Here is a 12,800-nt window from a genome sequence, read left to right on the forward strand (position 1 = left end):
TTTATTTACGACTCTGAGTCAGACAAAAAAGTTTCACAATTTGGAAGAGAGTCCCAAACCCGCGTCATCACAGCGTTTATGTGATAAAAATCCCTTTGTGATATTTATCATGTGATTCTCGTCACAAAATTATTAAATTTTGAACGTTCACTTTCATTTTTCCGTGATAGAATTCACATTAGTTAATAAATGAATGAAAGTAGGGAAGAAAAATTATGGATCCGTTAGTGCTTGCACGACTTCAGTTTGCGGTGACGACAATTTTTCACTTCTTCTTCGTTCCGTTGTCTATCGGTCTGGCTCTTCTGATCGCAATCATGGAGACGATGTACGTAGTCAAGGGCAAAGAAGAATACAAGCGCATGGCAAAATTCTGGGGCAAGCTGTTCCTCATTAACTTTGCTGTAGGTGTTGTTACCGGGATTATTCAGGAGTTCCAGTTCGGAATGAACTGGTCCGATTATTCACGCTTTGTCGGTGACGTATTTGGCGCTCCGCTCGCGGTGGAGGCTCTGTTTGCCTTCTTTATGGAGTCGACCTTCATCGGATTATGGATTTTTGGGTGGGAGAGATTGTCAAAGCGAGTTCATTTGCTATGCATCTGGCTCGTCGCTATTGGAACGACTGTATCAGCCTTCTGGATTCTGGCAGCAAACTCATTTATGCAACGTCCGGTTGGTTTTGAAATAAACAATGGGCGAGCAGAAATGAATGACTTTTTCGCTTTGATCGGTAACGGCCAGCTATGGGTTGAATTCCCTCATACTGTGCTGGGTGCATTCTCAACAGGTGCATTCATGATCGCAGGGATCAGTGCTTATAAGCTGCTGCGTCGTAAAGATATGGAGTTCTTCAAGAAATCGTTCAAGATCGGCGTAATCGTCGGTTTGATCGCTTCCTTCGGGACAGCTCTCTATGGTCACCAACAGGCTCAGTACTTGGTTAAGACTCAGCCGATGAAGATGGCCGCAACTGAAGGATTGTGGGGAAAGAGCGGTGATCCGGCTCCGTGGACGGTTTATGCACATATTAACCCAGAGACGGGTAAGAATTCTTTTGAGATCAAAATTCCGTATATGCTCAGCTTCCTGTCTTACAGCAGCTTCTCCGGTGAAGTTAAGGGGATGAACGAACTACAGGCGGAGTATGAACAAACCTACGGTCCTGGGGATTATATTCCACCGGTGCGCACTACATTCTGGAGCTTCCGCATCATGGTAGCGGCTGGGTCGCTAATGATCGTGCTATCGCTATACGGGGCATATCTGGCATGGCGCAAGAAACTGGATAACAAGAATACATGGTTCTATAGAATTATGCTATGGTCAATTTCACTTCCGTTCATCGCGAACACGGCAGGTTGGATCATGACGGAGATCGGTCGTCAGCCGTGGACGGTATTCGGGTTAATGCAGACGAAGGACAGTGTATCGCCAAGTGTAACATCAGGGCAGCTCCTGTTCTCACTGATTGCATTTACCGCTATTTTCACTGTGCTTGCAATTTCGATGGTCTATCTATTCGTCAAAACGATTAAAAAAGGCCCTTATGCTGAGGGTACCGATGATAGCCATTCGATCGATCCATTCTCTAAGGAGGGATACCATGTCTCTTAATGAGCTTTGGTTTGTATTGGTCGCCGTATTGTTTATCGGCTTTTTCTTCCTGGAGGGCTTTGACTTCGGTATTGGTATGAGTACGCGTTTTCTGGCTAAGAATGATATGGAACGCCGGGTGCTGATTAACTCGATTGGCCCGTTCTGGGACGCTAACGAAGTCTGGCTGCTTACAGCCGGTGGTGCAATGTTCGCGGCATTTCCGAACTGGTATGCGACGATGTTCAGTGGCTACTATACTCCGCTGGTCGTATTGCTGCTCGCACTCATTGCCCGCGGCGTAGCGTTTGAATTCCGCGGCAAGGTCGATAACACCAAGTGGAAGGCAGCCTGGGATTTGTCAATCTTCTGTGGCAGTCTACTGCCACCGTTCCTGCTCGGCGTTGTGTTCTCCGGCTTGCTCAAGGGCTTGCCGATCGACGGAGATATGGAGATGAAGGCCGGATTATTCGATATGGTCAACCTGTATACATTGGTTGGCGGAATTACGGTAGTTGTGTTATGTTTGGTGCATGGTCTGCTGTTCGCCTCGCTGCGGACAACAGGAGATCTACAGAAGCGGGCTCGCAAGCTGGCCAAGACCATGTTGATTCCGCTGGCTGCATTGTTCGTGATCTTTGCAGTTATGACTTACTTCCAGACCGATGTATTTGAAGTTCGAGGCTTGCCGCTTACCTTGCTCGCTGTCGTTGGCCTCGTTGCCTTCCTCTTGGCTGGATGGTTCATTTCCAAGCAGAGAGATGGCTGGGCGTTCGGCATGACAGGGACATTGATCGCTCTCTCGATCTCTGGCGTGTTCGTTGGTTTATTCCCACGCGTTATGGTGAGTTCGATTAGCGAGACTTTCTCACTGACGGTCTATAATGCATCTTCCGGGAACTATTCGCTGAAGGTCATGACGATCGTGGCATTGTCGCTGCTTCCATTCGTATTGGGGTATCAAATTTGGAGTTATTTCGTTTTCCATAAGCGTGTTCATGAGAAGGAGCATTTGGAATACTAATGGGTAAGGGACTAATGAAGTTCAAAGGAATCAAGCCGGTCTTATGCTTAATGGCCGGCTTGACCTTTATTCAGACGATAGCGATTATATTGCAGGCAAAATGGCTTGCGGAAGCGGTATCCGCTCTGTTTGCCGGCGCCAAGCTACAGGAACAGGCCGGAACAGTTGGCTTGTTCCTGTTTGCTTTTCTTGTTCGGCAGCTATGTGGACTGGCTGAGCAGAAGCTTGCCTTTCGCTTCGCCGAGCAGACGGGGAGCGCTCTTCGGGAGCGCGTGCTGTCCAAGCTGTTCGAGCTTGGGCCGAGGTTCGCCGGCCGTGAAGGAACAGGCAACTTGGTAACGCTGATTCTTGAAGGGGTTGCCAAGTTCCGCAAATATTTGGAGCTGTTCCTGCCGCGGATGCTGGCTACAGGAGTTACACCGATTCTGATTCTAGCCTATGTATTTACACTGGATGTGACCTCCGGGGTTATCCTGACGGTGACGATGCCGATCCTGATCATCTTTATGATTCTGATTGGGCTTGCGGCTCGTAAACAGATGGATCGTCAATGGGAGTCGTACCGGATGTTATCGAATCATTTCGTAGATTCGCTGCGCGGATTGGAGACGCTCAAGTTCCTTGGGCGCAGCCGCACACATATCGAATCGATAGACCGGGTCAGCAACTCTTATCGTTCGGCCACGATGCGGACGCTTCGCGTTGCGTTTCTGTCTTCGTTCGCGCTCGATTTCTTCACGATGCTGTCAGTCGCTTCGGTTGCCGTCAGCCTTGGCCTAAGGCTTATCGATGGGCGAATGACATTGCTTACTGGTTTGACGGTGCTGATTCTAGCTCCGGAATATTTCCTGCCGGTGCGCATGGTCGGTGCGGATTATCATGCGACGCTTGACGGCAAGGAAGCTGGAGAAGCGATGGAGAGCATTATTAATGAAGCAGAGAAGGAATCTGCGAAAGCAGCGGTTGTTCCTGCAGATGCCGATTTTAGCTGGAAGCCGGAGAGCAAGCTGATGCTTCATACGGTTGGCATGAAGCATGAAGAAGCAGGGCGCGCATCTCTGGAGGATGTGAACCTGACCTTTAGTGGTATTGAAAAGATAGGAATTATCGGCGAGAGCGGAGCCGGCAAGTCAACACTGATCGATGTGCTGGGCGGATTCCTGCGCCCTACTTCCGGGACTTTTGAGCTTAATGGTCATGCATTAGGTGATCTCAGCGCCTCCGGATGGAGGGATCTGATCACGTATATTCCGCAGAAGCCGTATATATTCAGCAGTAGCTTGGCGGACAATATCCGCTTCAACAGGCCGGAAGCCTCGATGGAGGAAGTAGCAAGCGCGGCGAAGGCTGCCGGGTTGGAGAGCTTGATGGATAGTCTACCGCTTGGGCTTGACGAGCCAATTGGCGGCGGAGGAAGGCCGCTTAGCGGCGGTCAGGAGCAGCGCGTAGCATTGGCCCGGGCTTTGCTCAGCGAACGGCCGATTATTCTGCTTGATGAGCCAACGGCGCATCTAGATATCGAGACGGAATATGAACTGAAGGAGACGATGCTCCCTCTGTTTGAACATAAATTGGTCATTTTAGCCACACATCGCCTGCACTGGATGCAGGATATGGACCGAGTTGTCGTAATGGAGCAGGGTCGTGTGGCAGAGTACGGCACACCAGAACAGTTAATAGAAGGCAAGGGAGCTTTCTATCACCTGATGGTTTCGCAGCAGGAGGGATATGATGAAGGATAATCTTACGGATCAGGGTTGGATCACACCATATTTTCGCCTCTATAGCGGCCGTTTTGCTCTGTACTTGATTCTGGGTGTACTGACTCTATTGTCCGCTTCGATGCTGATGTTCACTTCGGGTTATCTCATTACCAAGTCGTCTACGATGCCTTACAATATACTGCTGGTATATGTGCCTATCGTTGGGGTTCGGGCGTTCGGCATTGGCCGGTCTGTCATCCATTATGTGGAGCGATTAGTTGGCCATGATGCAGTGCTACGCATATTGTCGCGGATGCGGGTTCGCCTGTACCGTGTACTGGAGCCGCAAGCCCTATTCATCCGTTCGCGCTACCGGACAGGAGATATTCTCGGTGCGCTCGCCGATGACATTGAACAGCTTCAGAATGTATATATTCGTACTGTGTTCCCAAGCCTGGTGGCCATCGTGTTATATGCAACCGTCGTTGTGGCTCTAGGGATGTTCGATGTGGTGTTTGCTCTCTTGGTTGCGCTGTATATTTTAATCCTAGTCGCTGTGCTACCTTATATTTCTCTGAGACTGACAAGAAGGACAAATGCTGAGGTAAAACGCGAGCGCAACGGACTCTATCAGCAGCTGACGGATGCGGTTATGGGGATCGGCGATTGGGTGATCAGCGGACGGCATCATGATTTTCTAACCGATTATGAACGGGCTGAGGCGATCGTTGCCAATAAGGAGCGCAAGCTGCACGTCTGGTCCAGATGGAGAGGGTTGATCGGCCAGCTTGTCATTGGCTTGGCCGCAGTTGCAATGATCTATTGGTCAACCGGACAGGCAGCAGCCGGACATATCGATCCTACTTTGATCGCAGCCTTCGTGCTGGTTGTGTTCCCGCTGGCGGATGCCTTTCTGCCTGTGGCAGATGCAGTAGAGCGAATTCCGGAGTATAAGGAGTCGCTGGATCGTCTGGTACGGATGGAGGGCCAAAGTGGCGAAGGTCCAGGGGATAATTCTCTGGATAAGCCGAGTCGCAGATCTGCTGATGGTTCCGATTCTGCTCAAGTACCTGTGATTAAGGAGGCATCCGCGCAGAATAGTGCTGAGAGTTCTTCGGGGTCTGCTCTGCAAGCCCACTTGAAGCTGGAGCATGTTAAATTTGCTTACGAAGAAGAGGGAGCGAATTCAGTGGATGGCGTATCCATTGATATTCCTCAAGGCAAGCGAATCGCCGTGATCGGGCGCAGCGGTGCAGGCAAGTCGACGCTGCTTAAGCTGATTCAGGGGGCTCTCGAGCCTGTGGAAGGCTCGGTGACGATTAATGATCGGGCTGCCGTCGATTATGGTGAGGAGATCCCGAGACTGATCTCCGTATTGAATCAGAGCCCTCATCTGTTCGATACAACCGTTGCAAACAATATTTTGCTTGGCCGCCCGGAGGCCAATGAGGAAGAGATTCTACAAGCTGCCGAACAAGCCCGTATGGGCGAGCTGATCGCCTCGCTTCCGGAAGGGCTGAACACGCCGATGCGTGAGACGGGACAGCGCTTCTCAGGCGGGGAGCAGCAGCGTATCGCACTAGCTCGAGTGCTGCTGCAGAATACGCCAGTCCTTATTCTTGATGAGCCTACGGTAGGGCTTGACCCTCGGACGGAACGGGCACTGTTGTCTACGATTTTCCAAGCAACATCCGGCAAATCGTTAATCTGGGTGACGCATCATCTGGTTGGTGCAGAACATATGGACGAGATTATATTCATGGAGCATGGCCGCATTATCATGCGCGGTACTCATGCTGAATTGATGGAGCGCGAGCCGCGCTACCGCAACCTGTATAATCTGGATCGGCCGGTTCGTCTTGGCGAATAGGGCTTCTATATGACCCAATAAAGCTTGTAGTTTCCGTTAGAAACGACAGTATAGAAAAGGTCGAGTTGCTGGGCATTCAAGCCCGCACTCGACCTTTTTTTCATCCCAAAATAGTAACTTACGGTACCTGTTCAAAAAGCGGACTTTTTGAAGAATCTCTTACGGCTCTACTCCCCAGACAAGCTGTCCACGGATGTATCCAGTGAGCTTCGGGCTGTCTTGATAAGCGGATGCCACTGAATTGAAGGAGTAATCATCGCTTTGATTGTAGTTCGTCCAATCTGATTTGGAGAGACGGATCTGCAGGTCGATGCTCTGTCCAGCGGCTAGGTTGCCCGCACTGCCGGTAAATCCGAATTCAGCATAGTAATCAGCACCGGTCTTGGCAGTTGATAATTTCACGAAGCTGCCGGTAACATTGCTACTCCCGACTTGAGACCAGTCGCAGAAGAAATTTTGCGGCTTCTCACCGTCAATGGTGTAGTAGTAACGGAGCTTAACATCGGACAGTGTTAAGGCTTCCGTTCCCGTGTTGGCCAATCGGATTCGCGGACTAATCGTATTTACATGGGCAGTCAAAGTACCGTTATACATCTGAACTTGAATGTCGCCATCCGTCACTTCTGTAGTATCCGTGATCTGAATGCGAAGAGTCTTTGCCTCTCCAGCGCTAAAATGGAAGGTCAGGTTAGTTGTGCCGAGCGGCTGGCCAGCCAGATAGCTGCTCAAGATAGTAATGGTATTACCTGACCCTGATAGGGTATAATCGATTCCCTCCGCCAGCGTGGTGGAGCCATTCGTTATACCATTGAATACGTTGCCATTCAAAGTCATAGTTACCAGAATGGCATCCTGGTTTCCGGGCTTCTTGTCAAAGACAGCCTTGGTTGGTGAAATTGCTGAATTTACGCCCGGATTCGGTTCACTTAGAGCATCACCGTATACGATACCCAGTCCGTTAGTTCCAATGTAGACGCGGCCGTAAATTCTTGGATCTCCAGTGATAGCCGAGTTGGTGGATGCATATTGATGCTGATCATCATTGATTCTGACCCAGCTTGCTCCGCCGTCATTTGAGCGGAAGATGCCGCGTATTCCATCGATTTTGGCGCTGGTGTACAGCGCCAAGTAGCTGCTTCCAGGCGCGGCCTTGCCGAAGCCAATAACATTAGCCTCCTGTACATTAGCGAGCTTGGAGAAGGTTGTGCCGGAATCGGTCGAATGCCACAAACCGTAGATTCCACTCCCCGTATTGCCTCCAGCCAGCCAAATGTCGCCTTCTACTCCCGGCATGGCTTTGAAGTCCAGATCCCCTTCTACAGGAAGCCCGGTGGCAGAAGTCTGAATGAAGGAAGCACCGCCGTTTGTGCTGCTATAGAATTTCCCGGCTGACCAAGCGTAGAATTTGTTCGAATTTACACGGTCGGAGACGATCTTGGCGCCTGCGGGTATCCCGGTGCTTGCCGTCCAGGAGTTGCCGTTATTTTTAGAGTAAAATACGCCTTTATCGGAAGTACTCCAGACGAGGGAGTCACCGCTGGCCGATAGAGCGACCTTTCCGCCGCCAGCCGTTCCGGATGGCTCACTGTTGCCTGCAAACCAATTGCTTCCGCCGTCCCGGGAATAGCCAATGGATTTGGCGTTCGGGTCTGCTGATTTATCGGCAGTGCCAACTCGAACGATATAGCTTGGATCAAGCTCGGCGTAATCGATGTCGGTTGTGCTGTTCGGGTGGGTCATCATTTTAGCCGGGGCTTGGGTCAGATCATCGTGCCGGAATCCGGTAACGTCACCAAGCCCGCTGATCAAATGGGCTCCAGAAGGAGGGCTAATCAAATCGATGACAGCCGTTTCCTCGATTCCTTTGGCCATAACGCTCAGATTAATCTTCTTCCCCTGATCCCAATCGGTCAGATTGTTCGTGCCGTAGATGGTAGCTCCAGTTCCATACATCATCCGGTTGGAATTGAATGGATCGATCTCCAGATCACCGATCATCCAGCCCAATTTTGGCGTAATCTCAGGTGGTGCCGGATTGGTGCCAAAAGTTAGCCAAGGAGCGGCAGATATATCCTGTGTATATCTAAGTGTACGATCCGGATAACCGTTCCAGTCCCAAATCCGGGTCCAAGTCGAACCGCCGTCGGTGCTGCGGAAGATGATCGCATCCGGCCACCAGGAATTCAGTGTAGCCACCATAATTGTATCCGGATGCTGAGCATCAACAGCCAGCCCACCGTACCCATAGTAGTTGTCATCGCTAGTGCTTGACACTGGACTAATATCTGTCCAGATTCCCGTTGAGAGGTTCAGCTTCCAGACCTGCCCTTTAGTCCCGTCATAGGGTCCTGCCCCATTGCTGTAAGAAATGTATAAATGCCCGTTATCTGAAATGACACCATGGTGGGGGAGATAGCCATTAGGCTGTCCGGGTACAGCTGACCAAGTAACACCACCGTCGGAACTGTGGTATACGCTTTCATTTTTGTCGGCGACCCCAACATAAATGCTCTGGGTTGCCTGGTTAGCAGCTCCAGTGGAAGGATCAAAGGCAATCCAGGCAAGACCAACGATGTCGCTCTGATATTCGTTGCTGGGATCCTCGACATAGGTCCCTGGATTCGGGAAGCTGGTCACTTTGCTCCAAGTAGCTCCGTAATCGACGCTCCGCCATAGTCCGTTGCCGCTTCTTGCACCGAAATAGAGAATGCTGTTCTTATTTGGGTCAATGACGAGCCGCTCTCCCATCGAACGTCCAGGCATATTGCCGCCAACCTTGAAGGGCAAACTTGTGCTTTCCCATGTCTCACCACGGTCGGTAGAACGTAATATGCTGCCGTTGTTAGGGTCCCAGCTATTCGTATAGGTCCCCACGGCTAAATAGAGGCGGTCCGGGTCAACGGGGTCTGTAGCCAGAGCGTCGACGCCAGTCTTGCCCCATTCCTCGAAGCCTACCCAATCCAACAGCTGGACCCAGCTATTATCGACCGGGTTCCAGCGATAGGCGCCCCCGATATCCGTTCTGGCGTAGATCAGATCAGGTTCGGATGAATTAAAGATGATACCAGGTACAAATCCGCCGCCTCCCCCAGTCACAGCCTTATTCCACACATAGGCCTCGTCAGGTGCGGCTTGTGCTTTTAAGGGTACTTCAATAAAGGAAGCTCCCGCTAAGATGATCGTAAGCAGTATAATATGAAAACCTTTGAGCAATCTGTTATTCCCCAACTTGAAAACCTCCCGACTCGATTATTTTGGAAGATAGATGGTATTTGATTCTCATAAGGCCGATGAACAACGGTTCTTTCTATCACCTTCTTTCATTGAAATACTAGTCTGTCTCACTGGTGAGGTGGATTGTGGAAAGGCCCGAGCCTTTGCGGTGGGATCAGCCTGAACTTACAAGCTCACGTTAGAATAACGGACCCTTTGCCAACAGACTAACTGAACATGATAAAAGGATCAATAATTTGTAATAAACACCACTAATTTCTATATGAAAAAATTCAGAAATCAGGTAATTATTAGTGGTTTTATTTTGTAAGAGCAAGGCCGTTCCTAACGGGTTCTCTTATATTACTTTCACTCCTAGCGGATAGCCGATATAATGGGGATTAATATACTCAAGGGATATCAACACTTCATGAGGCCTGAGACTAATCGGGAGTCATGATATCAATATGAATGACCGCCAGAAATTTGGAGGTGAAGGGCTTTGGAACTGAGACAGATTCAATATTTCATTGAGGTAGCGAAGCTTGAACATGTAACAGAAGCGTCCTATGTGCTGCATGTATCGCAGTCTGCGGTAAGCCGGCAAATCTTCAAGCTGGAATCGGAATTGGGAGTTAATCTGTTCATCCATGAGGGACGCAAAGTAAAGCTGACGCCAATCGGACGGTTATTTCTGTCCCATATGGAACAATTAATGAAGGTCATTGACAATGCCCAGCAGGAGATTAACGAGTTCCTGGATCCGGAACGCGGTACGGTTCGCATCGGATTTCCCAGTAGCTTGGCGGCGCAGATGATTCCGAAGGTTGTCTCGGCCTTCCGTGAACGCTATCCTGCAGTTCATTTCCAATTGCAGCATGGTTCCTACAAGGAGCTTGTGGAGTCGGTAATTCAGGGCGACATGAATCTGGCGATTATGGGGCCTGTCCCACAGCATGAGCCGCAGATTAAGAGCGAGATTCTATTTCAGGAGAAATTCGTGGCTATGATGCCGGCAAATCATCGATTGGTCGAGAAAAGCGCGATTCGTCTTAGTGAATTGAAGGACGATTACTTCGTACTATTCCCGGAAGGATTCATTCTAAGAGAGATTGTGGTGGATGCTTGCTCGAATCTGGGCTTCAAGCCGAAGGTCGCTTTTGAGGGTGATGATCTCGATGCGATCAAGGGCTTGGTAGGCGCGGGGATGGGACTGACCATTCTACCAGAGATCGCTTTGAACGAGCATCTCGCCTCCACAATTATTACTTTACCGGTCATTGAACCCGTCGTTACAAGGGATGTCGGGGTCATTATTCCTGCTAATCGTGAGCTGCCGCCGACAGAGAAGCTGTTCTATGAGTTTCTGAAGAATAATTCGGATATGTTCGGATTCGATAGCAGTTTTGATTAGAAATAAGCATGATAGTAGGCTCCGGCGCCATGCATAAATGATACCTGAGTTTCCTGATATTAGGGATAAATATATGCCGAGTTTGTTAACTTGAAATAAGTGCTGTGATATTTGTCATTAAGTTCATAACTTAATGACTTTTTTTATTGAAAATGTGGTAAAATTAATTATGGGTGTTCAAGTGTGAGGAATTGTTCAGTTTTTCACTAACTTTTATTAAGCGAGAAAGGCTATGGGGGCCTCTAACTCTCCCAAATTCAAGCATTGTTGCTTATCGCAAAGGAGAATCAGCTATGTCAGAAGCGATCACAGAAACGAAGTCTGAGCAAGAGACAGTATCGTCCAATCAAGGTGGACGGGATATTATTGATCAACTGTTAACCCCTGAAGTTCAGGAATCATTGACAGCCCTGGTACAGCAGCTTCCGAAGTTGACCGAGCTCGTAAATGTGATGACGAAATCTTATGATTTTGCTAAATCTGTATCTACAGACGAGATCCTCAAGAACGATACGATTGGGGCTATCACAGAGATCGCGGGACCGGTTAAGGACAAGGTGAAGCATATCGCTGCCAATGTGATCGAAGCCAAGGATCGTGCAGATGCGAGCCAAGAGGTTATCGGTCTTTTTGGTCTGCTCAAAATGCTTAAGGATCCTGAAGCACAGAAGATCTTCCGTTTCTTTAACGCTTATCTACAAGTGGCCGGAGAACGTAATAATCGCAAATAGTGATTTATATAAGTGGGAGTCCAAAATATTAACTAATGCATGAACGGAGGACGGAGTCATGTCAAAACATATTGTCATCTTAGGTGCCGGTTATGGCGGTGTTCTTAGCGCCTTGACCGTTCGCAAATATTTGCAAAAATCAGAAGCACGGATCACTGTAATCAATCAATTCCCTACTCATCAGATTATTACTGAACTGCATCGTCTGGCAGCGGGTAATATCTCTGAACGCGCAGTTGCATTGCCTCTGGAGAAGGTATTCAAAGGAAAAGATATCGATCTTCGCATCGCCAAGGTTGATAAATTCTCCGTAGATAATAAAGAAGTGAAGCTGTCTGACGGAACTACACTAAGCTATGATGCACTTGTAGTTGGTCTGGGCAGTGTCACCGCTTATTTCGGAATTCCTGGTCTGGAGAAGTACAGCATGGTATTGAAATCTGCGGAAGATGCTAACCGTATTCACCGTCATATCGAAGGTAAGATTGCGGAATACGCGAAGACGAATAACGAAGCTGATGCAACGATTCTGATCGGTGGTGGCGGTCTGACTGGTGTTGAACTGGTTGGCGAGATTGCTGACGGCATCCCTGCACTTGCTAAGAAATACGGAGTTGATCCGAAGAAGATCAATCTGTTCCTCGTTGAAGCAGGTCCTAAGATCCTTCCGGTATTGCCTGATGTACTGATCCAGCGCGCTACAGCTAGCCTCGAAGCACGCGGCGTGAAGTTCCTTACTGGCCTTCCTGTTACCAATGTAGAAGGCAATGTAATCGACCTGAAAGACGGTTCGAAGATTACTGCCAACACCTTTGTATGGACTGGCGGAGTTCAAGGCAACCCACTCGTAGGAGAATCGGGACTTGAAGTGAACCGTGGCCGCGCTACCGTTAATGAATTCTTGCAATCTACTTCCCATCCAGATGTATTCGTCGTTGGCGACAGCGCTGTAAGCTTTGGCCCTGATGGACGTCCATATGCTCCTACGGCTCAGAACGCATGGCAAATGGGCGAATTGGTTGGCTACAACCTCTATGCGACGATCATCGGTAAGCATCTTGAAGAATTCCATCCAGTGAACTCCGGTACGCTGGCTAGCTTGGGTCGTAAGGATGCTGTTGCTACGATCGGCGGCAACAACACCGAGTTGCGCGGATTACCGGCTACTTTGATGAAGGAAGCCAGCAACATGCGTTACTTGGCTCATATTAAATCTCTAGATGCTTTGGCTTATTAATTGCAAGGCATAG

General features: G+C 49.3%; 8 protein-coding genes. 7 read left to right on the forward strand and 1 reads right to left on the reverse strand.

The features are described 5' to 3' along the window. The first annotated feature begins 215 nt into the window (after positions 1-215). The 4 genes from ABD014_RS17485 to cydC are packed head-to-tail and all read left to right on the forward strand — an operon-like array spanning position 216 to position 6,192. Complete coding sequence (locus ABD014_RS17485) at positions 216-1,616, forward strand: cytochrome ubiquinol oxidase subunit I (RefSeq protein WP_343863128.1); 1,401 nt, start codon at positions 216-218, stop codon at positions 1,614-1,616. Next, a complete protein-coding gene (gene cydB / locus ABD014_RS17490) occupies positions 1,606-2,619 on the forward strand; it encodes a cytochrome d ubiquinol oxidase subunit II (RefSeq protein ID WP_251413725.1) in 1,014 nt (337 codons plus the stop codon). The genes ABD014_RS17485 and cydB overlap by 11 nt, the downstream gene beginning before the upstream one ends. Further along, complete coding sequence (cydD, locus tag ABD014_RS17495; protein WP_343863129.1) at positions 2,619-4,361, forward strand: thiol reductant ABC exporter subunit CydD; 1,743 nt, start codon at positions 2,619-2,621, stop codon at positions 4,359-4,361. The genes cydB and cydD overlap by 1 nt, the downstream gene beginning before the upstream one ends. Continuing rightward, entirely contained in the window at positions 4,348-6,192 is a 1,845-nt protein-coding gene (cydC, locus tag ABD014_RS17500; RefSeq protein ID WP_379339687.1) for a thiol reductant ABC exporter subunit CydC, read from the forward strand. Before cydD ends, cydC begins: the two co-directional genes overlap by 14 nt. A 159-nt stretch (positions 6,193-6,351) precedes the next feature. Here cydC and ABD014_RS17505 read toward each other — a convergent pair whose 3' ends face one another. Beyond that, a complete protein-coding gene (locus ABD014_RS17505; RefSeq protein WP_379339690.1) occupies positions 6,352-9,420 on the reverse strand; it encodes a cellulose binding domain-containing protein in 3,069 nt (1,022 codons plus the stop codon). A 487-nt stretch (positions 9,421-9,907) separates the two neighbouring features. On the opposite strand from ABD014_RS17505, the gene gltC reads away from it, so the two are divergent. The 3 genes from gltC (at position 9,908) to ABD014_RS17520 (ending at position 12,787) form a co-directional block, all read left to right on the forward strand. After that, a complete protein-coding gene (gene gltC / locus ABD014_RS17510; protein WP_343863130.1) occupies positions 9,908-10,819 on the forward strand; it encodes a glutamate biosynthesis transcriptional regulator GltC in 912 nt (303 codons plus the stop codon). A gap of 293 nt (positions 10,820-11,112) precedes the next feature. Then, on the forward strand, positions 11,113-11,550 hold the full coding sequence (locus ABD014_RS17515) for a DUF1641 domain-containing protein (RefSeq protein ID WP_251413712.1): 438 nt from the start codon (positions 11,113-11,115) through the stop codon (positions 11,548-11,550). A gap of 58 nt (positions 11,551-11,608) precedes the next feature. Next, a complete protein-coding gene (locus ABD014_RS17520; protein WP_343863131.1) occupies positions 11,609-12,787 on the forward strand; it encodes an NAD(P)/FAD-dependent oxidoreductase in 1,179 nt (392 codons plus the stop codon). The last annotated feature ends 13 nt before the right edge of the window (positions 12,788-12,800 follow it).

Origin of the sequence: Paenibacillus motobuensis, assembly GCF_039521865.1 — a bacterium.
GTDB classification, from domain to species: domain Bacteria; phylum Bacillota; class Bacilli; order Paenibacillales; family Paenibacillaceae; genus Fontibacillus; species Fontibacillus motobuensis.

Bases quoted from the DNA above. Each gene is read 5' to 3' on its own strand.
- cydC (WP_379339687.1), top strand. From the start codon at position 4,348: ATGATGAAGGATAATCTTACGGATCAGGGTTGGATCACACCATATTTT.
- ABD014_RS17485 (WP_343863128.1), top strand. From the start codon at position 216: ATGGATCCGTTAGTGCTTGCACGACTTCAGTTTGCGGTGACGACAATT.
- ABD014_RS17520 (WP_343863131.1), top strand. From the start codon at position 11,609: ATGTCAAAACATATTGTCATCTTAGGTGCCGGTTATGGCGGTGTTCTT.
- cydB (WP_251413725.1), top strand. From the start codon at position 1,606: ATGTCTCTTAATGAGCTTTGGTTTGTATTGGTCGCCGTATTGTTTATC.
- ABD014_RS17515 (WP_251413712.1), top strand. From the start codon at position 11,113: ATGTCAGAAGCGATCACAGAAACGAAGTCTGAGCAAGAGACAGTATCG.
- cydD (WP_343863129.1), top strand. From the start codon at position 2,619: ATGGGTAAGGGACTAATGAAGTTCAAAGGAATCAAGCCGGTCTTATGC.